General features: G+C 59.7%; 20 protein-coding genes and 2 pseudogenes. 13 read left to right on the forward strand and 9 right to left on the reverse strand.

Translation table 11 applies throughout. From position 1 onward, the window contains the following. The first annotated feature begins 1 nt into the window (after position 1). The 4 genes from OVA00_RS35640 (at position 2) to OVA00_RS35655 (ending at position 5,199) form a co-directional block, all read left to right on the forward strand. Complete coding sequence (locus tag OVA00_RS35640; RefSeq protein ID WP_034798661.1) at positions 2-1,096, forward strand: ABC transporter ATP-binding protein; 1,095 nt, start codon at positions 2-4, stop codon at positions 1,094-1,096. Between the two features lie 39 nt (positions 1,097-1,135). After that, the gene (locus tag OVA00_RS35645) at positions 1,136-2,401 is read left to right on the forward strand and encodes an ABC transporter substrate-binding protein (protein WP_060584383.1); all 1,266 of its coding nucleotides are present in this window, start codon (positions 1,136-1,138) and stop codon (positions 2,399-2,401) included. Between the two features lie 75 nt (positions 2,402-2,476). Continuing rightward, positions 2,477-4,030: a polygalacturonase PglA gene (pglA, locus tag OVA00_RS35650; RefSeq protein WP_110819352.1), complete on the forward strand. Its 1,554-nt coding sequence runs from the start codon at positions 2,477-2,479 to the stop codon at positions 4,028-4,030. Positions 4,031-4,038: 8 nt separating this feature from the next. Then, positions 4,039-5,199 (forward strand): glycoside hydrolase family 88/105 protein, encoded by a 1,161-nt coding sequence (locus OVA00_RS35655; protein ID WP_060609427.1) that lies wholly within the window; start codon positions 4,039-4,041, stop codon positions 5,197-5,199. Here the strand turns inward: OVA00_RS35655 and OVA00_RS35660 are convergent. Continuing rightward, positions 5,136-6,152 carry a LacI family DNA-binding transcriptional regulator gene (locus OVA00_RS35660; RefSeq protein ID WP_060516773.1) on the reverse strand — a complete coding sequence of 339 codons (1,017 nt, stop codon included), beginning with the start codon at positions 6,150-6,152 and terminating at the stop codon, positions 5,136-5,138. The two genes, OVA00_RS35655 and OVA00_RS35660, sit on opposite strands and share 64 nt — an antisense overlap. Positions 6,153-6,289: 137 nt before the next feature. Between OVA00_RS35660 and OVA00_RS35665 the strand changes: the two genes are divergently transcribed. From OVA00_RS35665 to OVA00_RS35690, 6 genes are all read left to right on the forward strand, one after another. Then, entirely contained in the window at positions 6,290-7,324 is a 1,035-nt protein-coding gene (locus OVA00_RS35665) for a Gfo/Idh/MocA family protein (RefSeq protein ID WP_268090746.1), read from the forward strand. Positions 7,325-7,334: 10 nt separating this feature from the next. Further along, positions 7,335-8,237: a sugar phosphate isomerase/epimerase family protein gene (locus OVA00_RS35670; protein WP_268090747.1), complete on the forward strand. Its 903-nt coding sequence runs from the start codon at positions 7,335-7,337 to the stop codon at positions 8,235-8,237. A gap of 59 nt (positions 8,238-8,296) precedes the next feature. Then, positions 8,297-9,529, forward strand: coding sequence for an ABC transporter substrate-binding protein (locus OVA00_RS35675; protein WP_268090748.1), 1,233 nt, complete (start codon positions 8,297-8,299; stop codon positions 9,527-9,529). A gap of 202 nt (positions 9,530-9,731) precedes the next feature. Then, positions 9,732-10,634: a carbohydrate ABC transporter permease gene (locus OVA00_RS35680; protein WP_060584395.1), complete on the forward strand. Its 903-nt coding sequence runs from the start codon at positions 9,732-9,734 to the stop codon at positions 10,632-10,634. After that, positions 10,631-11,458, forward strand: a complete 828-nt coding sequence (locus OVA00_RS35685; protein WP_034798680.1) for a carbohydrate ABC transporter permease — start codon at positions 10,631-10,633, stop codon at positions 11,456-11,458. Before OVA00_RS35680 ends, OVA00_RS35685 begins: the two co-directional genes overlap by 4 nt. Continuing rightward, the gene (locus OVA00_RS35690; RefSeq protein WP_034798682.1) at positions 11,455-12,528 is read left to right on the forward strand and encodes an ABC transporter ATP-binding protein; all 1,074 of its coding nucleotides are present in this window, start codon (positions 11,455-11,457) and stop codon (positions 12,526-12,528) included. Before OVA00_RS35685 ends, OVA00_RS35690 begins: the two co-directional genes overlap by 4 nt. A 310-nt stretch (positions 12,529-12,838) precedes the next feature. Here the strand turns inward: OVA00_RS35690 and OVA00_RS35695 are convergent. The 3 genes and pseudogenes from OVA00_RS35695 to OVA00_RS35705 all read right to left on the reverse strand — a co-directional run. Then, positions 12,839-13,576: pseudogene (locus OVA00_RS35695) on the reverse strand (glycerate kinase type-2 family protein); the annotation flags it as partial. Positions 13,577-13,592: 16 nt separating this feature from the next. Further along, a complete protein-coding gene (locus OVA00_RS35700) occupies positions 13,593-14,681 on the reverse strand; it encodes a tartrate dehydrogenase (RefSeq protein WP_268090749.1) in 1,089 nt (362 codons plus the stop codon). A 21-nt stretch (positions 14,682-14,702) separates the two neighbouring features. Beyond that, positions 14,703-16,000 (reverse strand): annotated as a pseudogene (locus OVA00_RS35705) (MFS transporter). Between the two features lie 128 nt (positions 16,001-16,128). On the opposite strand from OVA00_RS35705, the gene OVA00_RS35710 reads away from it, so the two are divergent. Continuing rightward, positions 16,129-17,043: a LysR family transcriptional regulator gene (locus OVA00_RS35710; protein WP_034798776.1), complete on the forward strand. Its 915-nt coding sequence runs from the start codon at positions 16,129-16,131 to the stop codon at positions 17,041-17,043. Positions 17,044-17,176: 133 nt separating this feature from the next. On the opposite strand, the gene OVA00_RS35715 is transcribed toward OVA00_RS35710, so the two are convergent. The 4 genes from OVA00_RS35715 to OVA00_RS35730 form a co-directional block, all read right to left on the reverse strand. Beyond that, positions 17,177-17,959: a FadR/GntR family transcriptional regulator gene (locus OVA00_RS35715; RefSeq protein WP_268090750.1), complete on the reverse strand. Its 783-nt coding sequence runs from the start codon at positions 17,957-17,959 to the stop codon at positions 17,177-17,179. Between the two features lie 42 nt (positions 17,960-18,001). Then, positions 18,002-18,898, reverse strand: a complete 897-nt coding sequence (locus OVA00_RS35720) for an NAD-dependent epimerase/dehydratase family protein (protein ID WP_113135584.1) — start codon at positions 18,896-18,898, stop codon at positions 18,002-18,004. A gap of 179 nt (positions 18,899-19,077) precedes the next feature. Next, positions 19,078-20,070: a sugar-binding protein gene (locus OVA00_RS35725; RefSeq protein ID WP_060516756.1), complete on the reverse strand. Its 993-nt coding sequence runs from the start codon at positions 20,068-20,070 to the stop codon at positions 19,078-19,080. A 48-nt stretch (positions 20,071-20,118) separates the two neighbouring features. After that, positions 20,119-21,099, reverse strand: coding sequence for an NAD-dependent epimerase/dehydratase family protein (locus OVA00_RS35730; protein WP_060516755.1), 981 nt, complete (start codon positions 21,097-21,099; stop codon positions 20,119-20,121). A gap of 147 nt (positions 21,100-21,246) precedes the next feature. Between OVA00_RS35730 and OVA00_RS35735 the strand changes: the two genes are divergently transcribed. Continuing rightward, positions 21,247-22,038: an ATP-binding cassette domain-containing protein gene (locus tag OVA00_RS35735; RefSeq protein ID WP_226020917.1), complete on the forward strand. Its 792-nt coding sequence runs from the start codon at positions 21,247-21,249 to the stop codon at positions 22,036-22,038. 46 nt (positions 22,039-22,084) lie between these two features. Beyond that, positions 22,085-23,080 carry an ABC transporter permease gene (locus OVA00_RS35740; RefSeq protein ID WP_060516753.1) on the forward strand — a complete coding sequence of 332 codons (996 nt, stop codon included), beginning with the start codon at positions 22,085-22,087 and terminating at the stop codon, positions 23,078-23,080. Between the two features lie 375 nt (positions 23,081-23,455). On the opposite strand, the gene OVA00_RS35750 is transcribed toward OVA00_RS35740, so the two are convergent. Next, entirely contained in the window at positions 23,456-23,653 is a 198-nt protein-coding gene (locus tag OVA00_RS35750) for a hypothetical protein (RefSeq protein ID WP_268090751.1), read from the reverse strand. Positions 23,654-23,918: the final 265 nt, after the last annotated feature.

The raw sequence follows: 23,918 nt of genomic DNA on the forward strand, positions 1-23,918 counted from the left end.
CATGGCTAAGGTCCAATTGAAGAACCTCGAAAAGGTCTATGGCAACGCATTCAAGGCCGTGCACGGGATCAATCTCGATATCGAGGATGGCGAGTTCATGGTCTTCGTCGGTCCCTCTGGCTGCGCCAAGTCCACCACATTGCGCATGGTCGCGGGGCTCGAGGAGATTTCGGGAGGCGAGGTCGTGATCGGCGACCAGCGGGTTAACGACCTGCCGCCCGGCAAACGCTCCATCGCAATGGTGTTCCAGAACTATGCACTGTACCCGCACATGAAAGTGCGCGGCAATCTGGCCTTCGGGTTGAAGATTGCCGGCAAGCCGAAGGCGGAGATCGACGCGGCTATCGCTCACGTAGCCAAGATCCTTGAAATCGAGCCGTTGCTCGATCGGTTGCCGAAGCAGCTCTCCGGCGGCCAGGCCCAGCGCGTGGCGCTCGGGCGTGCATTGATCAAGAAGCCCGGCGTCTTCCTGTTCGACGAGCCGCTGTCCAACCTCGACGCCAAGCTGCGTGCCTCGATGCGTGTCCGCATCACCGACCTGCACCGCCAGCTCAAGGCCGAAGGCTTATCCTCAACGGTCATTTACGTGACACATGACCAGACCGAGGCGATGACGATGGGCGACCGCATCTGCGTCATGCAGGCGGGCCACATCATGCAGGTCGCCGCGCCGAAGGAGCTCTACAATCGCCCGGCGAACCTTTTTGTCGCTGGCTTCATCGGCAGCCCCGAGATGAACCTTGTCGATGCCGAACTTGTCGACGGGCATCTTTCTATCGGGACCCAGCGCCTGCCGCTCGGCTCCAACCTTCAAGCAAGGCTCTCGGCGAGGCCGGCAGAGGCGGTGCTCGGCATGCGCCCGCAGCACCTCTCACTCGCCACCGACGGCCCTGCGTTCACAGCGAAACTCACGAATGCCGAGTTCATGGGCCATGAAGTCTACCTTCACGCCGATCTCGAGGGTCGAAAGCTGGTGAGTGTAGTGGGCGCCGCCGAATTCGAGGCTCTTGGCCGCTCCGATCTGATCCGGCTGCGCCCGGACCCCAGAAAGCTTCATGTTTTCGACAAGACCGATGGCCGCAACGTGTCGCTTTGAGGAGGCGATGCGTCGTTCAATTTCAAGGAGGAGAAACCAATGAGAATGACAGTAAAGATCGCTGCGCTCGCCAGCGTTGCATATGGCGCTCTCGCGCTCGCCACGGCAGCGCACGCCGCTGAGCTACGCATGGCGTGGTGGGGCGGCGAGAGCCGCCACGTTGCCACCCAGAAGGCGATCGCAGCTTGCGGTGAAAAATATGGCCATACCGTCAAAGGCGAGTTCACTGGTTTTGACGGCTACCTCGAAAAGTTGACGACCCAAATGGCCGGCAAGACCGAGGCCGATATCGTGCAGGTCAATTGGCCGTGGCTGCCGCTGTTTTCGAAAAATGGTGACGGTTTTGCGGACCTGCGGACCCTCCAGGCGATCGATCTTTCCAACTGGAGCGAAGCCGATCTCGCGGCGGGCTCAATGAACGGCGTCTTGCAGGGGCTTTCCGTCTCGACCACCGGCCGCGTCTTCTTCTTCAACGCCACGACCTTCGAGAAGGCCGGGGTGCCTATCCCGAAAACCTGGGATGAGTTCTTCGCTACGACGGCAACGATTAAGGAGAAGCTTGGCAAGGACTATTACACCTTCAACGCCGTCAAGGAGACCGCGCAACTTCTAACGACATTGGCCGTCGTCCAGAAGACCGGAAAGGATCTCGTCGATCCTGAGACCAACCGTGTTGCCTGGACACCTGAGGAGCTGGCTGAAGGCATTTCCTTCCTCGGCAAGCTGGTCGAGACCGGCGCCATTCGCTCCCAGAAAGAAGAGGCCGCCGACGGCAACGTCAATCTGTTCGAGAAACCCTCCTGGGCCGAGGGGAAGGTCGCCGGTTCCTATGAATGGGATTCGACCTATTCCAAGTATGCCGATCCGTTGAAGGACGGTCAGGTGTTGACGCCCGTGCCGATGCTCAAGCTTGCTGATGCGGTAACGGACGGCGTCTATCGCAAGCCCTCCATGGTGTTCTCGATCTCGAAGAATTCGAAGGACCCAGCGGCTGCGGCGCAAATCGTCAACTGCCTGTTGAACGAGCCGGAAGGGATCGATGCACTCGGTACCTCTCGCGGCCTGCCGGCGTCGAAGGCCGCTGCCGCTCGCCTTGGTGAAAAGGGCGAGCCCGAGGTGCGCGCCGCCAATGCCATCGTGCTGGCCGCCGGCGGGCCGACGGTTTCGCCGTTCAATGAACACCCAGAGATCCGCGCCGCCTTCATCGATACGCTCGAGGAATACGCCTACGGGCAGCTCGATGCCAAGGAGGCGGCAGAACAGATCATCGATACGGTGAACGACGTTCTCGCCAAGTTTGACTGATCGCTAAGACTGCCCGCCGTTGCTTGTCGCGGCGGGCGTCCCTGCGCCCTGCGGGAAGCCTACACGAGAGAGATCATGACCCGACCATCCATCATCGCGCTGTCGGCGCGAACGGCGGCGTTTTGCCTGCCGGCACGCGGAGCACTATACCACCTGCCGGCGACAGCGAAGTGGCGCCTTTCCTCGTCCGACGGGGACAATCAGATGCGGCAGGGAGAGACCTCCCTTGCTGTGCCTCTGCTGCACGAGCTTCAACCTCGCGCACGTTACTGCTTCGAAGCGGAAGGGTTTGAAGCGGTCGAGTTTGACACCCCGTCCTGCGCGGGGCTCGTCGACGCCGCCGAGTTTGGTCTTGTCCTTGATGTTCTTCCCGAGGATTTCGACGGTGCCCGCCGGAATGCGGCTGCTTTGAGAGAGGCCGTTGCTGCGGTTCCGGTGGGCGGTACGTTGAGGGTGCCGGCTGGGGTCTGGACGGCATTTCCGGTCAAACTCAAGAGCCACATGACTTTCCACCTTTCCCAAGGGGCGGTCTTGCGAGCGCCGTCGGTGCGGCGCGGATGGCCCATCCTGCCCGCCCGTGACGCGTCCGGCCGGATGTTGGGGAGCTGGGAAGGCCTTCCGGCCGACTGTTTCGCAGCTCCGCTCCATGCCGTTGGCGTGAAAGAGCTGACAATCGAGGGGCAGGGCACGCTCGACGGTTCCGGCGATAGGGGCGACTGGTGGACCTGGCCGAAAGAAACGCGTGACGGTGCACGCCGCCCGCGCGGCCTTCATCTCGTTTCCTGCTCAAATGTGCAGCTCCTTGGCTTTGCCATCCGCAATGCGCCCTCCTGGACGATCCACCCGCAGGGCTGCAGGCAATTGACGGCGGCAGGACTATTCATTTCCGCTCCGTTCGACAGCCCAAATACCGATGGTTTCAATCCTGAAAGTTGTCGCGACGTGACAATCACCGGCGTGCGCTTTTCCGTCGGGGATGATTGCATCGCCGTGAAGGCCGGCAAACGCGGCCCAAATGGTGAGGATGACCATCTGAGCGAAACGCGTGGCGTGCGGGTGAGCCACTGCTTGATGGAGCGTGGCCACGGGGGGCTCGTCATTGGTTCGGAAATGTCTGGCGGCGTGCACGACGTTTCGATCGAGAATTGCGCCATGGTCGGTACAGATCGCGGCCTGCGCCTTAAGACGCGGCGCGGGCGTGGTGGAGCGATCACCGATATCGCTATGCGCAGCGTTCTTATGGACGGCGTCGAGACCGCGCTTTCTGCCAACGCACACTACCATTGCGATGCCGACGGCCACGACGCCTGGGTGCAATCCCGCCAGCCGGCTCCAGTCGATGTGGGCACGCCTTTCATCGACGGCGTCACGATTGAGGATGTCGAGATCCGGAAGTTGGCCCATGTCGCCGGTACCTTCCTTGGCCTGCCGGAGGCCCCAATCCGCAACATCAAAATTCGTCGGCTCAAGATCGTCTCCTTCAACTACGAGGCCACAGCCGCTCCTCCTGTCATGGCTGACGGGATCCGACCGATGCGGCATGAAACGATCGTCTCGGAACAAGCGGACGTCGATTGCGACGAGCCGGCGCTCCTGAGCACCGCCGCGATATCAACGCACTTCGAGTGAGAGATCCCATGAACCCGACCGACTATTTCGACCAGTTCGCGCATCGCTACAGTCCCTACAAGGGCGGGAGCTGGTGTTACGAAGACGGCTGCCTCTACCGAGGCCTTCAGCTGCTGTTTCAGGCGACGGGCGAGAAACGTTGGATGAACCATCTTCACCGGCTGGCCGATCGGCAAATCGGGCCCGATGGCTCACTCCTCGGCTACGATCCCACAGAATACAATATCGACCACATTCTCGCCGGACGATCGCTCTTTGCCTTGGCCAGGGATACCGGCGACGCCCGCTATCTCGCGGCGGCAGAACATCTGGCTGGTCAACTCGAAAGCCATCCGCGCATCCCCCAAGGCAACTACTGGCACAAGAAGCGCTACCCACACCAGGTCTGGCTCGATGGGCTCTATATGGGCCTGCCGTTTCAAATCGAATATGCGCTGGCCACGGATAGGCCGGCGCTTGTTACTGACGCCCTTCGGCAATTTTCGACGGCGCTTTCGCTAACGGCGACCCCGGCCGGCCTCTATGTTCATGGTTACGACGACAGCCGAAAACAGCTGTGGTCCGATCCGGAGACAGGCAAATCGCCTGCCGTGTGGGCACGCGCTGTTGGCTGGCTGGCGATGGCGCTCGTGGATGCGCTGGCGCTTCTACCTGATGACGAAATCTCCGGTCCTCATCGGCTGAGGGCACGCCAGCTTTTGGGGGAACTCATGGCGCGGCAGACATCGTCTGGCCTCTGGATGCAGGTGCTTGACGCACCGAACCTCGAAGGCAACTACGAGGAAAGCTCGGCCTCCGCCATGTTTGCCTATGCGCTGATCCGCGCCGCACGCCTTGGGCTCGTCGAACCTGATCGAGCGTCAGAGACAATCGCGGCCGGCCGCCGCGCACTCGACGCTCTGCTCTCTATGCGGCTCATTGCCGACGCCCAGGGCATAACCAGGCTGACGACGATCGTCTGCGTTGCAGGTCTCGGAGGCTTCGAAGGCACGTACAGGGACGGTACGCCCGGCTACTACCTCGCAGAACGGCTGGTGAGCGACGATCCCAAGGGCGTCGGTCCGCTGATGATGGCCTTCGCCGAAAGTGTCAGCAAACGTGTCGATCAGTCGCTCTCACCCGGGACGAGCGTCATGGGCCAGAGGAACCGCGCAGATCTCACCGGGTAAATGTCGGCAAAAGCCGGCATCGTACCAAGCAGGGATTCGGCAAGTGCTATGCCAAGATCGCGTAGGGACAGGCTGAAAGCCGTCAATCGGGGCGACAGGAATTGCGAATGCGGACTTTGACGACCGATGATCGCCATGTCCCGTCCGGGCTTTATGCTGGCTTCCACCAGTCCGCGATAAAGGCCGACAGTGATTGCTTCGTTGATGAGCACAATCGCCGTCGGACGGGTCTCAAGCGCACTCAGTTCCCGGGCGATTTGATACCCTCCCGCTTCGTTCGGGGTTGAGCGGAACACATGACGCTCGTCGAGGTGAAGCCCATGTCGGGCCAGGGTCGCGCGGCACTGATCTTCAAACACATAGCCCAGGTTCATGTCGTCATGCGGCCGCGTGATCGCTATTTGCTTGTGGCCGTGCGCAACCAGCCGATCGATCGATGCCTCAGCCATGCCCTCGAAATCCAGATCAAGCCAGGGTTGACCGACATCTGTCAGGCTACGTCCGAGCGTGATGAACGGGATCTTGCGTTTGGACAACAGCTCGAAGCGGGCATCGTGTCGCCTTGTTGCCGAAAGGATGATGCCGTCGGCAAAACCGCGCGCGACAACGCGCTTCAAGTAGTCGTTCGGATCCTCCTCAGAGGAGCAGAGCAGGGCGACGAGGTCGAGCTTGTGACGAGCAAAGACGGTCTGGACACCGTCGAAGACGCTCATGAAGAATGTGTCCCCCTGGCCGGTGATTTCGGAGCCGGTCTGCATCATGAAGCCGATGACGCCGGTCGCGCCCTTGCGGAGCGCACGGCCCGATTGGTTGGCGACATAACCAAGGGACTCGGCTGCTTCGAGCACCCTTTTTCTGGTCTCTTCGTTGACGTCGGGCTTACCGTTCAGCGCCCGGGATACTGTCCCGATCGAGATATCGAGGTGTTCTGCAAGCTCGCGAATCCCCTTCATTTTTCCGCGTTCCTCCCCAGACCCGCGACTGGTCATTTTCACACCTCTTGACATAAAAACCCTTTGCCGCATAGTATCGTAAACGTTTACGGAAGCCAATTGAGGAGTTGCTGCTTCCGTTTCTTGGAGGAAATCACGTGCGATACAGGGCCGTTTTGTGCGGGTGCGGAGCTATGGCCAAAGGCTGGCTGAGGGCGCTGACGGAGAGCGAACTTCTTCGCGCGAAAGTCGAGATTGTTGGCCTCGTCGATCTCGACCAGGCGACTGCTGAGGCGCTCGCTACCGAATTTAACCTTGGCGGCATCGTTATCGGAACGGACCTGCCGACCGTGCTTCGCGAGAGCCGCGCAGATCTTTTGTTCGACATCGTCGTTCCGGCCGCACGTCGTGCGGTGGTGGCCGCCGGACTTGCGCATGGTTGCCACGTTTTGAGTGAGAAGCCCATGGCCGCCTCGCTCGGCGAGGCACGCGAATTGCGTCGACTTGCTGCAGCGGCCTCGCGGATCCATGCGATCGTTCAAAACCGTCGCTTCATCAGCGGTGTTCGGCGCATACGCCGCCTCATCGAGTCGCTCGTTCTCGGTGAGCTGACGGCGTTGCATTGCGACTTCTTCCTCGGCCCGCATTTCGGAGGATTTCGCGAGCAGATGGACAATGTCTTGCTGCTCGACATGGCCATCCACACCTTCGATGCAGCGCGCTTCATGTCGGGCAAGGACCCGCTCGCGGTCTATTGCCACGAATACAATCCCAAGGGCTCCTGGTATCGCCATGGCGCGGCCGCCAATGCGATCTTCGAGTTCTCCGACAATGTCGCCTTCACCTATCGCGGTTCCTGGTGCGCTGAGGGTGCCAACACCAGTTGGGAGAGCGCGTGGCGCATCACCGGTTCGAAGGGCACCTTGCTTTGGGATGGCGGCGATCGCTTTGACGCCAAAGTCGTTACGGGTCAGGAGGGCTTCATGCGCACCGTTGAACCGGTTGCGATGCCCGATACCGAAGATCTCGCCGATACGAACGGGCATGCCAGCGTGATCGAGAATTTCATCCGCGCGATCGACGCGGGAGCTGTGCCGGAAACCGACGGCAGCGACAACATCAAGAGCCTTGCCATGGTCTTCGGCGCGATCGACAGCGCGCGGGATGGCAAACGCGTCACCATTGCAGCCTAGGGAGCCTATTTTGATCAACCCAAGCAAATCCATCCGTATTGGCACGATGATCTCTGCCACGAAGGGCGGTGCCGACAGGCGTATCGCCCAGATCGCGGGCATGGGCTTCGAGAGTTTCGAGCCCTTCTTCTGGCAAACGACGAATAGCCAGGACCTCGCCGACCTCGGCAAGCGTTGCGTGGCGGCGGTCGGCGATCGTGACATCACCATCTCCACGATCGGCATGTTCGGCAATCCGTTGGAGACGACCGCGATCGACGAAGAGACCTTGCAGGGCTGGCGAGACTGCATCGACAATGCCCACCACTTCGGCGCGACCTGCGTTGCCGGGTTCACCGGCCGCCTTCGCGGCAAGCCTTTGACCGACAGCCTGCCGCGTTACAGGAAAATCTGGTCCGAGCTGTCGAAACGTGCCGCCGACAAGGGCGTAAGGATTGCATTCGAGAACTGTGCCATGGACGGCAACTGGCATACCGGCGATTGGAACATCGCGCATAATCCGGATGCCTGGGAACTGATCTTCAACGAGACGCCAGACGACCACATCGGGCTCGAATGGGAGCCATGCCATCAAATGGTCTATCTGATCGATCCGCTGCCGCAGATCCGCAAATGGGCAAGCAAGATCTTCCACGTGCACGGCAAGGACGCGACCATCCGCTGGGACGTCATCCGTGAACACGGGATCTTCGGCAAAGAGAAATTCGTCTTCATGCGTACGCCCGGCTTTGGCGACACGAACTGGACCGACGTGATCTCCGAACTTCGGTTGGCTGGTTGGTCCGGCTCGATCGATATCGAAGGCTGGCATGACCCGGTCTATCGCGACGATCTGGAGATGACCGGCCAGGTTCACGGCCTGAATTACCTCAAAACGTGCCGGGGCGGCGACTTCGTCATCGATCCGGTCTGAGACGTGCATGTTGGCCGGCATGGAGGATGCCGGCTCGGGGATAATCAAAGGAGGAGAAAATGGCTATCCGCGGATCCGCAATCCTGGGCGCGCTCGCCCTTGCAGGTGTCTCTCTATTCGGCCTCACCGCCAAGGCGGAGGATGTCACGATCAGCGTCTGGTCGCTCGATCGCGATATTCAACCCGCACCGAACTTGGTTTCGGACTTCAACAAGCTGAACACTGGCATCAAGGTCGAGTACCGCCAGATCCAGTTTGACGACGTCGTCAGCGAGGCGATGCGCGCCTATTCGACCGGGCAGGCACCCGATATCATCGCTATCGACAATCCTGAGCATGCGCTTTTTTCGTCGCGCGGCGCGTTCCTCGATCTCACCGATATGATCGCCAAGTCGACGGTGGTCAAGACGTCGACCTATTTCCCTGGCCCGCTCGCCTCCACCATGTGGGATGGCAAGAATTACGGTCTTCCCAAGGCCACCAACACGATTGCGCTCTACTACAACAAGGTCATGTTCAAGACGAAGGGCCTCGATCCTTCCAAGCCGCCGCAAACCTGGGACGAACTCGTCGATGCGGCTCGCAAGCTGACGGACCCTGCGGCCAACGTTTATGGGATCGCGTTTTCAGCTAAGGCGAACGAGGAGGGGACCTTCCAGTTTCTCCCCTGGGCCCAAATGGCCGGTGGTGGCTACGAGCACATCAATTCGGATGGCGCCGTCAAGGCGCTCGACATCTGGAAGACCATCATTACGGAGAAGCTGGCGTCGCCGGACACGCTCACCCGCGGACAGTGGGATTCGACCGGTACCTTCAACTCCGGCAACGCCGCCATGGTCATCTCCGGCCCGTGGGAGCTCGACCGGATGGTCAAGGAGGCGAAGTTCGACTGGGGTGTCGCTCTGTTGCCCGTGCCTGAGCTCGGTGCGGAGCGTTCGTCGGCCATGGGCGATTTCAACTGGGCGATATTCTCCAACACGCAACACCCTGCCGAAGCGTTCAAGGTGCTCGAGTACTTCGTCTCGCAGGACGATCGCATGTTCAAGGACTTCGGCCAGCTTCCCGCCCGTTCCGACATCGCTATTCCGGAGACTGGCGTGCCGCTCAAGGACGCGGCCCTTAAGGTCTTCAATGAGCAGTTGAAATACGCAAAGCCGCGCGGCCCGCACCCGGAATGGCCGAAGATCTCAAAGGCAATCCAGGATGCAATCCAGGCAGCGTTGACGGGACAGATGAGCTCGAAGGAAGCACTCGACCAGGCTGCTGAAAAGATAAAGGCAGTCCTGGGCTAAAGTCTTGGCCAAGGCGGCCCAGAGGCATCCCGCCTGAACCGGAGAGCCGGGCCGCCTTCCGCAAGCGCTCGATCGCATTGAGGCGCTGGGACGGAAACCCGCAAAAACCATGCCGGCTATGCCGGCGTGGTTCTGGTTGTCTAGTTTGCAGGCCAAGCTGCGTCAGCCCAAATGCGCTGAGGCCTTGGCGGCGGAGGAGCTCATGAAACGCCTTCTATCCAGCATCATCGACGGCCGCGGCTTCGATATCGGCCTCGTGAGCCTGCCGCTCGCCTTCCTGCTAACCCTGTCCGGCCTGCCACTGCTCTACAACATCGCCATGAGCTTCCAGGAGGTGGACATGTTCAGCCTCGGCAGCTTCTGGCGCCCGTTCGTCGGTCTCAAGAACTACCGCGATCTCTTCGCCCAGCCGGAAACCTGGCCGATCCTGGCCAATACCGCGACTTTCGTCGTCGCCTCGATCGCCGGTCAGTTCCTCGTCGGCTTTGGACTGGCGCTGTTCTTTTGGACAAATTTTCCAGGCGCCTCGTGGGTGCGGGGTCTGTTTCTGGTTTCCTGGGTGATGCCTGGCCTCGTGGTTGGCGCGATCTGGAATTGGATCCTGTCGGGTGATTTTGGCGTGCTCAACTTCATACTGAGGGAAACGGGCCTCATCGACAGCAATATCTTCTGGCGCTCGGATCCCGGTTACTCGCTCTGGGCCGTCATAATCGCGAATATCTGGCTCGGTACCTCCTTCAACATGATCCTAATGTCCGTCGGTCTGTCGGCCATTCCGCGGGACCTTTATGAGGCGTCCGAATTGGATGGTGCCAATGTCTGGCAACGCTTCTGGACGATCACGCTGCCGATGATGCGCTCGTCCATAGGGGCCATCATCGCGCTCGGGCTCATTTTCACGCTGCAGCAGTTCGATCTTTTCGCCTCGATCACCTCCGGAGGGCCGAACAATGCCTCCAACGTCACGCAATACTGGGCCTGGGATCTGTCTTTCCGGCAGTACGATTTCGCCAAGGGCGCGACGATCTCGGTGATCATGATCGTCTTTGTGATGATCGCTTCTGTCGTCTACGTGCGTTCGACACGGCATGAGGTGCGCGGATGAGCAATGTATCCCGGGATCGCCTGCTTCTCGCAATCGCGATCATTCTCGCCGGCCTTTATCTGTTCCCACTCTACTGGATGTACATCACCACGATCAAATCGGGGTCGGAGATGTTTGCCACTCCGCCGACCTTCTGGCCGAGCGATCCCCAGTGGCAAATCTTCGGCAACGTGTGGCAGAGCCGGAACATGGGCCGGTACATCTGGAACTCCTTGGTCATCGCCTGCGGAGCGGTCAGCGTCATCACCGTGCTTGGTGTTGGCTGCGCCTACGTGCTGGCGCGCTATCGCAACATCTGGATCGATATCGGGCTCTTCCTCATCCTCATGTTGCAGGTCCTTCCGGCGTCGCTGATGGTTACGCCGATTTTCGTGGGCTTTTCGCAAGTTGGGTTGCTCAACTATCCGCGGCTTGCCGTCATCCTGGCGATTGCGGCCAAGAGCATGCCGTTCTTCGTCGTCCTGGTGCGCGCGACCTTCATGAGCGTGCCACAGGAACTGGAGGAAGCAGCCCTTGTCGACGGCAACTCCAGGGTCGGCGCATTCTTCAATATCGTCCTGCCGCTCGCACGCAACGGCATCCTCGTCAGTGCGATCCTGATTTTCATGCAGGCCTTTGGCGAGTTCGTCTATTCGAAATCGATGATCCAGGCCGTCGAGCTGCAACCGGCAAGCGTGGGGTTGAACTCCTTCATGGGGCCAAACACCAATGAATGGAACAATATCATGGCCTACGCGGCGATCTACGTGACGCCGATCCTCGCCATTTTCGTCCTCCTGCAACGCCGCATCGTCTCTGGTCTTACCTCGGGAGCGCTCAAATGAATGCCCAGATCGAACTAAGGAACGTCAACAAGTATTATGGTGCCTACCATGCGCTGAAGGACATCGAGCTTTCGATCCGCAAAGGCAGCTTTACAGCTCTCGTCGGTCCGTCAGGTTGCGGGAAGTCGACGTTGTTGCGGTCTCTGGCGGGCCTGGAGAGCATATCGTCCGGTACGCTCAAGATCGCTGGCGAGGTGATGAATGCAGTGCCGCCGCGCAAGCGCGATGTGGCGATGGTGTTCCAGTCCTACGCGCTCTATCCGCACATGACGGTTGAGGAAAACCTGACTTATAGCCTACGCATCAGGGGCGTTGCCAAGGCCGAACGCAAGAAGGCGGCACATGAAGTTGCCGCCGTCACCGGGCTCACGCATCTCCTGGCGCGCTACCCGCGCGAGCTTTCCGGGGGTCAGCGGCAACGCGTAGCGATGAGCCGGGCGATTATCCGGCACCCAAAGGCGTTCCTGTTCGACGAGCCGCTCTCCAATCTTGATGCCGCACTTCGCGTTCATATGCGCAAAGAAATCCGCGCGCTGCACGATCGGCTGGGCGCCACGTCGGTCTATGTCACGCACGATCAGGTGGAAGCGATGACAATGGCGGACCATGTCGTCATCATGCGTGACGGCGTCATCGAACAACAGGGCAGTCCGCTTGAGCTTTATGACCGGCCGGCTAACAAGTTCGTGGCCGGCTTCATTGGATCTCCTGCCATGAATTTCCTGCCCGCGGTCGGCGGTCCGGACGGACGCTCGATCATCCTCGATGTCGGTACCAAACAAACGATCGCCCTTAACCGGACGGTGCAGCCAGGACAGGCCTTGAGCGTCGGCTTGCGTCCGGAGCATATCGAACTTGCGGCAGCCGATGAGGGCATTCTCTCAGCACCAGTGGCAATGATCGAATCGACCGGTGCGACGTGCTTTCTGACAATGGCAACCACGCCCGAGCTGTCGGTGGTCTTCAATGGCCGATCGGTCGCAAGAGCAGGCGACCGGGTCGGACTGAGCTTTGCTCCCGGCAGCATGCATCTTTTCGATGCCGATACCCAGCGCCGCCTTGCCGATTGAAGCCCAAACTATCTAGGCGCGCACCGCCAAAAAAGGAGCCTGCCGACGCCTCGGCCGTGCGTTCCCGGCCAACTCGTCGGTTCTCAGCGGTGGCTCGACCCGCTTCGAGGATCATGCTTTCCCGATCTGAGCGACACGGAGATTATTCGTGCTGCCTTCAGTCGCGAACGGGAATCCGCTGACGATGACAGTTTGAAAGTCCGTCCGACGCCGGTGAGGAACAACGATTTGAGCGTTTCGGGCGAATTTGAAGCCGGCCCGACCGTCGCAACGATCTTGGCCTTGCGGTTGCTGCGTGGGAGCATGATTTCTATCCGATCAGGATTGCGCGTATGTCATTGACGTTTGTGAGTGTTGGCCCGGTGACGACAAGGTCGCCAATCGCCTTGAATGCGGTGTAGCTGTCATGTTGTGAAAGCGCGGTGCGCGGAGCAATGCCGACTTGCTGCAGACGGGTAAGGGTGTCAGGAGTGACGAAAGCACCCGCAGCGTCCTCGACACCGTCGATACCGTCTGTGTCTCCGGCAATTGCCCAGATTGAATTTGCACCACTCAAGCCAATCGCAAGGCTCAGCAGGAATTCGGTGTTGCGGCCGCCACGTCCGGTCGAGCCTTTCGGCAAGGACACGGACGTTTCTCCGCCCGACAGGAGCACGGCTGGTCCCGCAACCGGTAAGCCCTTGTCGCGCGCGGAGAGCGCGATGCCGGCAAAGACTGTACCGACTTCTCTCGCTTCTCCCTCAAGCGCATCGCCAAGGATCAAGGGGCGGATCCCGTGAGATTGCGCAACTTGTGCCGCCGCATGCAGGGCTGTGGACGGTGAGGCTATCAGCCGCGTTTCTGCGTTAATCGGGGCGCTCGCCGCCGCGGAGCCGCCACCGTCGAGAACGGCGATCGCTTCCGGTGGAAGAGCGAGTTTGTAGCGCGCGACGATTTCGCGAGCCTCGACAACGCCCGTCTCGTTGGAGACAGTGGGTCCCGAGGCAATTTCGGAAGAGTTGTCGCCCGGCACGTCGGAGATCACGAGCGTGACTGCGCATCGCGGGCGGATGTATCGCTAAAGGTCATTCGGCAGCAACGAGGATGTTTGAGCCGGCGATCGCCTCGCAAACGGCATCGGTCACCTGCTGTGTGGTGGCGGTGCCGCCGACATCAGGGGTGAGGATGCCTGCCTCGGTGACGCGTTCGACAGCCGTCATCAGTCTTGTCGCAGCGTCTTTTTCTCCAAGATGTTCGAGCATCTGGGCGGCCGTCCAGAAGGTGGCGATGGGGTTGGCGATGCCCTTGCCGGTGATGTCGAAAGCTGAGCCGTGAATCGGCTCGAACATTGATGGGAAGCGACGCTCCGGGTCGATATTGGCAGTCGGTGCGACGCCGAGGGAACCAGCAAGGGCGCCGGCGAGATCCGACAGGATGTCGGCATGCAGGTTGGTCGCTACAATGGTGTCAAGACTTTCCGGCCTCAGCGTCATGCGCACCGTCATCGCGTCGACTAGCATCTTGTCCCAGGTCACATCCGGGAATTCCTTCGAAACTTCGGCAGCGATCTCGTCCCACATGACCATGCCATGCCGCTGCGCGTTCGACTTGGTGACGACGGTCAAGAGCTTGCGCGGCCGCGACTGGGCGAGTTTGAAGGCGTAGCGCATAATGCGGGTAACGCCGACGCGTGTGAAGATGGCGACCTCGGTGCCAACTTCCTCCGGCAGCCCCTTGTGGGCGCGACCGCCGTGGCCCGAGTATTCGCCTTCGGAATTTTCTCGAACGATGACCCAGTCCAGGTCGCCTGGCCCGCAGTTGCGCAGCGGCGGAGTAATTCCTGGGAGTATCTTGGTCGGTCGGACGTTGGCGTACTGGTCAAAGCCCTGGCAGATTGGAAGACGCAGGCCCCAGAGCGTGATGTGATCGGGGACATCCGGCGCACCAACCGCACCAAAGTAGATTGCGTCGAACTTCTTGAGTGTCTCCAAACCATCGGCCGGCATCATGACGCCATGTTTTTTGTAGTAATCCGAGCCCCAGTCAAAGGTTTCGGAGTGGATCTTGAAGTCGCCGCTACGCTTCTCCAGCGCCTCAAGGACCTGAAGACCCGCTGCGATCACTTCCGGGCCAATTCCGTCGGCCGGCATCGCTGCAATTTTGTATTCGCGCATTGTTGTTCTCCAATCTGGATTTCAATGTTGAATGGAAGCCGTCCGAGTGGCCTCGCGGGAGGCCCCGCGAGCAAGGATCAGAGTGACCACTGCCGAAATCACGAGCAGTGCCGCGACGAAGTAGAGACCACCGGCAAAACTCCCTGTCGTGTCCTTGATCCAGCCGATCATCGAGGGGCCGACGAAGCCGCCGAGGTTGCCCAATGAATTGATGGTGGCGATACCAGCGGCTGCGGCCGGGCCTGAGAGGAACATCGTCGGCATGCTCCACAGCGGCGGCTTGGAGGCGCTGATCCCGATGTTCACAAGCGTCAGGGCGATCATCACGGCAAACACAGTCGTCGCACCGGTTGCAAAGACAAGGCCCGCGGCAGCCAGCAGACAGGCACCGACAACGTGCCAAGTGCGTTCGCCGGTCCTGTCGGAATGGCGTGCCCAGACAATCATGCCGATCACAGCAAAAACAGCTGGAATGGAATTGATCAAACCAACGTGGAAAGACGAAAGGCCAAAGCTCTTGATGATCTGTGGTGCCCAGATTCCGAGCGTGTAGAGACCTGCTGACGTGCCAAAGTAGATGAGCGAAAGTGCAAGGACCCTTACATCAGCGAGCCCTGCCCAGATGCCGTGGCTTGCCTTCACCTTGCCGGCCTGTTCCTGCTCCATGGTCTTCACAAGCCAAGCACGCTCGTCGTCGGTAAGCCACTTTGCCTTTTCCGGTCGGTCCGTCAGGAAAAACAATACGACCACACCGAAGATTACCGCCGGAACAGCTTCGATGATGAACATCCACTGCCAGCCGGCCAGGCCCCAGATGCCGTGCATCTCGAGAAGGGCGCCAGAAATCGGCGACCCGATGGCTGTTGCAAGCGGAGCAGCTGCCATAAACATCGCGGTGACCGCCGCTCGGCGACGCGCAGGAAACCAATAGCTCAGATAAAGAATGATGCCTGGGAAGAACCCAGCTTCGGCCACGCCCAGCAAGAAGCGCAGGGTGTAGAAGCTCGTCGTGCCTTGGACCAGCGCCATCGCACCCGATACCAGGCCCCAAGTAATCATCACCCGGGCAATCCAGATGCGGGCGCCGACTTTGTGGAGAATGAGGTTCGACGGCACCTCGAAAAGAAAGTAGCCGAGAAAAAGATGCCCGCGCCCACGCCGAAGACGGTCGATGAAAATCCAAGGTCCTGGTTCATCGTCAAAGACGCGAAGCCGATGTTCACGCGATCGATGAACGCGATCAGGTAGAGAACCATGATGAATGGCACGATGCGCCATGTGATTTTGCGCAATACGCGCGTCTCCCGGTCGCTCGTCAAAACAAGCTCCTCCCTATGTTCGAACCCGGCGCGTCCTCTCGCGCTTGTCGAGAAGGTTAGTTTCTCCTTTCCTGCGCATGAAGGTTCATGCAATTATATAATTTATTGATATAATGGAGGGCGTGGGGGTGGAACTCGAACAGCTCAGGTGTTTTGTCGCGGTCGCCGAAGAACTGCACTTTGGAAGAGCTGCCCAGAAGACGGGCATGCTGCCTGCTTCGCTCGGCCGGCACATCCGGTTACTGGAAGAATCTTTGCGAACGCAGTTGTTGAGTAGAACAACCCGAAGCGTGAGCCTGACCGATGACGGCGTGTCGCTTTTGCAAGAAGTGCGGCCGCTCCTGGGGCGGCTTGACGAAGTCGCCGAAAAATTTCGTGCAGCCCGACACAGGCCGTCCGCCATACTGCGCATCGGCGCGATCGATAGTGCTGCCGCCGGTCTCTTACCGTTGCTCTTGCAGGATTTTCGGGAGGCGGCGCCTGATGTCATCACCCAGATCATTGAAGACAAGTCTGTCCGGCTTATTCCGAAACTGCTGGCCGGGCGCCTCGACCTTGTTTTGATCCGTCCTCGCGATGGGATCAGCCGCACCCTGAATGTGCAGTTGCTGTTTCATGAAACGGCAGTTGTTGCGGTACCAATGGGGAGTGCTCTTGCTGGACGGTCTGAAATTACCGTCCAGGATCTGGCGGAAGAGCCATTGATCGTGCCAGAACGCCGCTCGCGACCGCACAGTCATGACCTCACAATGGGATTGTTCGCGGACTTTGACATGCGTCCCCGCGTCGCACAAATAGCCGATGAAAAGCAGACGATAATCAATCTGGTTGCCGCCGGAATCGGGTCCGCCATCGTTCCACGCTGGACCTCGAAACTTGCTGTGTCAGGTGTCAGCTACATCCCGCTCGCTCATCCATCGGGATCGCCGATGCATCGACTACCCCTCTCAGCCGCCTGGATGAAAGCGGTGCGAGATCCGTTGCGCGACACGATGCTCGCCTTGTTGCAGCACAATGTCGCGCGATACGCGGAATTTGCGTGAACGCCACGAGCCGTAAAAGGCTGTCACGATCGCGATCCTCGGCCTGACGCTGCGCGGGGGGCCTTAGCCGGTCCACCGCATGGGTAGCTCTCAGCAGCAGTTTGTTCACGACGACGTGCGGCGCGCCCTGAGCTCACATGTTGCGCTCTGAATGCGCAATGAGTGCATCGGTGTTCGCTAAAAGTCGCCTTACGGCGTTACGGGCCGCGTTCGGGCGTTGAAGCCGAATGCTTTTCTCGATGTTCTCATGGAGCCTAAGGGCATGGACGAGGGTGCTGTCGTTCCGGGTTACCAGCAGGAAAAGGTGGTTGAGTGCGGATTCGATCAACGTCCCGAGCGGAATGAGGAGGTCATTTCCGGAAGCGCGCAGGATCGCGAGGTGGAACCGCGTGTCAGCTTGGGTGCGAGCCTGCAGCGTTGTCGCTTGCCCCATGTCTCTCAGTGCCTCGGTGATTTCGGCCATCTGTTCTTCGCTGCGGCGGATCGTTGCAAGGGCGGTGGCTTCCGGTTCGATGATGTGACGAAATTCCTGTACGGTCTTGAGGAACTGGATCCGATCCGGCGAGTGTGCGTACCAACTCAGGACGTCGCGGTCGAGCAGGTTCCAGCGCTCCTTCGGCTCCACCCAACTGCCGATTTTTGGACGCGATGCGAGTAGCCCCTTGGCCATCAATATCTTGATCGCCTCCCTGACAGCGGTTCGGCTTACATTGAAGATTTCCGTCCACTGGGCCTCGTTCGGCAGGATCGTTCCCGGAGGATAGTCGCCACGCACGATCCTGAGCCCGATATCTTCGGCGAGCGACATATGAACGCTCGGCCCTGACATGCGCGGCGCGTCGAGCCGTCGGGTCGCACGCGCCGCCTCCGCGGTACCCGAGCCTGCGGAGCGTTTTTCTGGTCGCTGTTCAGCCATTCATCTTTTCTCGTATCTCGAACCCTCTAGCCACGCATTGCGTCACCTGCCGCCAACATAGGTCCGCCAGCTGTGTTGCGGCTGAAAACCGAGCATCGCGCGCGCCTTCCGGTTCGACAGAAGTGTCTCGTATTCGCCAAGCTGTCCTTTGACCGGTACGCCCCGATAGAACCGGTCGATCAGCTCTTGCGTCGGAAGGTCTGAAGACGTCTCGTCGTTCGCTGCATTGAAGATCTGGAACCCGAGACCATCCGTGTCGATGGCCCTGAGGGTGATCTGGCCGAGGTCCCGCGCGTCGATGTAGCTCCAGGCGATGCGCTTTCGAAATCCAGGGTCGGCAAACCAGCCTGGGAAAAGGTGGTATTCGTTGGGCTCGATCACATTTCCAATGCGCAATGCATAGATGTCGGCTCCGCTTCTGAGCGCAAAGGCGCGCGCGGTCCTTTCGTTCACCACCTTGGAGAGCGCGTAGCTGTCCATCGGATCGACGTCATAGTCCTCATCGAGCGGAAAATAGTGCGGGTTTCGTGGCTCATTGGCGAAGACGAGACCGTAGGTCGTTTCGCTGGATGCGATGACGATCTTGCGGATGCCAAGTTTCGTCGCGGCCTCAATGACATTGTAGGTGCCCATCACATTGATGCGAAAGAGTTCATTGTCAGGCGCGATCAGGATGCGCGGGATCGCCGCGAAATGAACAACGGCATCGATCGGTTGCGGCGCAAGCGACGGGTCGAATTCGTGCAGGCCGGTGTAGCTCGACAGTGCATTGAACACTTGGCCGCTGTCGGTAATGTCGGTGATCAGCGTGCGTACTTTCGGGTTATCGAGGGGCTTCGTGTCGAGGTTGAGCACCTGATGGCCCTGCTCGAGGAGGTATTGCACGACATGGCGGCCAGCCTTGCCGCTACCTCCGGTGAAGATGATCCGCTTGGTCATTGCGCTCTCCGTGCTTTGCAAAATTGGGGAATGGTCTTGTCGATGATAGTTCGCCGAAGGGAACTTCCAAGCGGGGTCGTTGCAAGGAGTCGCGGCCGGCCGTCAAGCGTGCTGACCGCGCTCGCTGATCATGGGGCGGAGGCGCCGGAGGCCGTCAAAGGGCGCTCCGGCCACCGTTCCTATTTCTGGATGCAGGTATCGGCCGTATCCTTGGTGCATTCATCGAGACCGGTAAATACCGGATCGTCTACCGGCTTGCCGGCGATCAGGTCGAGCATGACCGATGGCGCCTTGTAGCCCATTTCGAAGGGTCGTTGGCCGACAAGTGCGGTCACGAGACCCTCCTTGGCGATCGCCACTTCCTCTCCGATCGTATCGGCCGCGCCGATGACGAATTCATTCTTCGCAATCTTGTCTGCCATCGGCTTGAACAGATCGCGATAGGGTTGCGGCGCACCGAACAGTGGCCAACCACCCATGATGCCGAAGGCGTCGAGATCGGGATTGGCCGCAAGAATGTCCGTCATCGCCTGCACGCCTTTGGCGCCGTCGTCATTGGTAAAGACCGGGCAGCCAGCAACCTCGGTCCAGCCACCTTCACCCTTTAGCTCGGCCAGCCCGTCCTTGCCGGTCAGCACGTCACGCATCCCTTGAGCACGGCGCAGGATGTTATCAGCGCCAGGGTTCCCTTCGATCGTGCAGATCTTGCCGCCGTTCGGTTTTGCCTTCTTGATGTAGTCCGCGATCCGCGCGCCCATCGTATAGTTGTCGGTACCAAGATAGGTCTTTCGCAGGCCCGCATCTTCCTTGGCAAGGTCGGCGTCAAGCGTCATGACCGGGACTGTCGGGTTTGCCGACTTCAACGTCTGGGCGATCAGCTTGGCGTTGGAAGGCGAAATGGCGATCGCAGCCGTGCTGGGCTTGCCGAGCATGTCCTGGACGATCTGCGCTTCTCCTGCTTCGTCGGAAGTCGACGCCGGGCCGGTATAGAAGCATTCATATTCCGAGCTTGTGTTTTCCTTGTTCCACTTCTGGCAACCCTGATTGATCGCCTCGAAGAAGGGATTGTCGAGACCCTTGACGACGATGACGAGCTGCTTTTTCGTCTGGGCGCCGGCGGGGCCGGCGGCCAGCGCCAGCGCAGCGACTGCGAGCACCAATGCTTTCCTCATTTTATCCTCCCGTTGAAACAAGCGGACACCCTCTGTCCGCGGCACAAATCAACCCGGATACCAGACGATACGAGGGTCACTTGGTGGACGCTCGTATTGAAAGGCCTGGTCGATAAGCTTTTCGAGATCGTATTCCGGTTGCCAGTCCAGCAGGAATTTTGCCTTGCTGTTGTCCAACCAGTTTGAGTGGAAATGGCTTGGAACATCGACCGACGGCAGGCCGCGCGTGCGTTCGAGATAGCTTGCGACCTCGCCGTAATCGACCGGACGATCCATGGCGATGTTGAAACGTTGACGCTCTGCGTGCGGATTGTCGATCGTGCTGAGGATCGCTGACACAAGGTCGCTGACGTGGACGAAGTTGCGCTTGAGCGGTCTTCCGTCGGCATCGCGCAGTAATGGTACGGTTCCGGCCTTTGCGTGGCGCCTGGCTTCATGGGGCGGAAAATACGTCTTCCAGTCCGGTCCACCGAAAACGTCGTCGCCGAAGGAAAGCGAGTGCCTGAAGTCGTCCTTTTCCATGATCCACGGCGCACGCAGGCAGCAGACGTTCATCCCATATTGGACTGAGTACTGCTCGACCATCACCTCCTCGAGGACTTTGGAGAGCGCGTAGCTGCCGGGATAGGCGCGATGCGGTGTCACCTCGGTTATCGGTCCTTCATGGCGATAGAAGAAATGGCCGACCGCGGCGTCGCCGCCGATCAGAATGAACTGCCGGGCTGTTGGGCTCATTCTGAACGCTTCGAGCAGCCAAAAGAGACCTTTGACGGTCACATCCATGACGTCGGCGGGCGTTTCCTTGCAGGTCGCCAGATGCACGATATGGGTCGCGCCGGCAATCGCAGCGTCAGCGACCGCGCGATCGGCGATGGAGCCGCGGATAATCTCGAGGCGCTCGCTTGGATTGAGCACGCGGTTGTGGCAGAGCGCGCGAATGCGCGCTTTCGAAAAACGTGGTCGGTCAAGCAGCGTGGATATGAGGTGCTGCCCGACCTTGCCCGTTGCCCCGGTGACAAGGATAAGCATGCTTATCTCCCAGTAGTAGCTAATATATGATTGCGACTTTCGTCAATGTCTAATTGTCATACAAATAAGGTTTATCAGACGAGAGATCATTGACGCGGTTGTGATGATTTGCGTAAATAAGCAATCTCTCACTCAAGGGGCGGGCATATTGTGACGCGCCTTGGTGAAGGCCGCGCGTCTTGGGAGTTTGGAAGGCTGGTCGTGCTGCTAGAACTCAGCAATATTTCCAAGCACTTCGGGGCCATACAGGCCGTCAATGACATTTCGCTGTCGTTAGAGGCAGGCCAGGTTGTCGGATTGATGGGCGACAACGGCGCCGGCAAGTCGACCCTCGTCAAAATGATTGCGGGAAACTTTCGACCGAGCGAAGGCACGATGCGCCTCAATGGCAGCGAAATCGTGCTGCATCGCCCGGTCGAGGCGCGGCACTTCGGAATTGAGATCGTGCACCAGGATCTTGCCCTTTGTGACAATCTCACCGCGGCGGCGAACGTTTTTCTCGGACGCGAACTGAGGCGGGGCATCGGCCCATTGGGCGTGCTCGACTACAAGGCAATGTACCGGAGGGCCGCGGAGATCTTTAAGGAACTCCGTTCCGAGACCAGAGCACGCGACCTCGTGAAACAGATGTCGGGCGGTCAACGCCAGGCGGTGGCGATTGCGCGTACGATGATTTCGGAGGCGAAAATCGTTCTGATGGACGAGCCGACCGCGGCCATTTCCGTGCGCCAGGTCGCTGAAGTGCTCCATCTCATCCGACAACTGCGCGATCGTGGCATTCTGGTTGTGCTTATCAGCCATCGCATGCCCGACGTATTCGATGTCGCCGATCGCGTCGTTGTCATGCGCCGAGGCCGAAAGGTGGCGGACAAGCCAATCATCGAGACCTCTCCGGAAGAGGTGACAGGGCTTATTACTGGCGCCATTGAGGGTGGATAGAGGAAAACGATCTGGGTCTTTTGCGCCGGAGGAACGCGAGGTTAACATGGCAACGACGCTGCACGAGACGATAGCCCATAGGCAGCGCACGCTCGCAGCAACAGTCCTGGGCAGCCAGACCTTCTGGGTACTGGTCGCCGTCATTCTCGCCTGCATCTTCCTGTCATTCGCCACCGACAGTTTCGCAACGGCAAAGAACCTCTACAACATCACCCGCAACGTCACTTTCATCGCAATCATCGCGCTCGGGATGACGCTTGTCATCATCACCGGTGGGATTGATTTATCGGTAGGGTCGGTGCTCTGCCTGTGCAGTATGGTACTTGCAGTCACGATGCATGCGGGATACGGCATAGGGACGGGCATTGCCGTCTCGGTCGCCACGGCATTAGTGATCGGCGCGTTCAATGGCATCTTGATTGCCTATCTCGGCTTTCCGCCCTTTGTCGTAACGCTCGGCATGCTCTCGGTTGCCCGGAGCCTGGCCATGGTCGCGTCCAACAATACTGTCGTCTTCGAGTTTGGCCCCGATCATGCCAAGCTGCTGGCGCTGGGCGGTGGGGCGGTCTTCGGTATCGCCAATCCAGTGATCTACATGATCGTGCTGGCGCTCCTGACCGGCTTCGTGCTGCGGTGGACGCGGATCGGCCGCTACATTTACGCCATTGGTGGCAACGAAAAGGCGGCCGTTGCCACGGGCCTTCCCGTACGACCCATCAAGGTCTGCGTCTATATGATCTCGGCGCTGTCGGCTGGCATCGCCGGCATCATTCAGACCGGCTGGCTGGGTGCTGTGACGACCAATATTGGAGCGGGCATGGAGTTGCAGGTCATCGCTGCGGCAGTGATTGGGGGCGCTAATCTCGCTGGCGGCGCAGGTACTGCCTTCGGCGCACTTGTCGGTGCGGCACTCATCGAGGTGATCCGCAATAGCCTCGGACTTCTCGGCATCAATGCGTTCTGGCAGGGGACATTCATCGGCGGCGCGATAATCCTTGCAGTCCTTTTCGATCGCATCCGCAATTTCCGCCAAAGCGAGTAGCGCACACGCCCTGCAGCACGCGATTTTCTCACGCGTTGGTCGCGCACGCCAGTGCGCGCGGTAGTGCGAGTTTGTGTTCTATTCCCGGTGGAGAACGCGTTCATCACCCGCCTACCATTCTTCGAAGGCCGCTTGCGGTCGTGAAGGCTGCTCGGACCTATGCGTCTCACTGGAGAGGAGAGGCATGACGGATCCAGCATGCTGTGGCTCGGGGTGCTCGCTACCCATAGGCATACGAGCCAGCGCCTATGGCCATCAGGGCCAGGAGACGGGGATACTTATGACCGAGGGCAAAGAGGTCGAGATTTGGTCGAGGGCAAGCTCGACGGTGTTGCACTTGGTGAGGCAATTTACGGCCAAACCCGCAGCGCCACACTAGCCATTCGGCAGTTCTTTGAGCATTGTCAGTCGGTTTCCAGGCAACAGAGCGATGATTTTGTCCTGTTCAAGAGCGTAGAGCACCTCCAGGATTTCATCCTGCGAGAATCCTGCCGAGGTCAAAGGATCGCCGACTTCAAACACGTTGATGGCCATGTCCGGCATAGCCTTCAATGCGCGTAGGCGCTCGATCAATGCGATTTCGGTTTCCGTGAATCTGCTCATACCAACTACATAACGCTCTTCGGGCAGAATTGTCTCATGGCCATTGCACGTCTGCCGTCATCGCTATGACCATGGTCCGCGGATCGAGCTGTTCCAGCGGATCGAGCTCTTCCAGTTGCACGACCTGCGCACGGCCTGGCGGCGGCCCTCGGCTACGCGGTGTTGTCACGAAGCGTTGACGGCGTTGTGAAAAAGCCCCACCTTCGCCGGAGCGATGATGGGGCTCCTACCTTGA

The organism is Ensifer sp. SL37 (genome assembly GCF_026672675.1).
Lineage (GTDB): Bacteria > Pseudomonadota > Alphaproteobacteria > Rhizobiales > Rhizobiaceae > Ensifer > Ensifer adhaerens.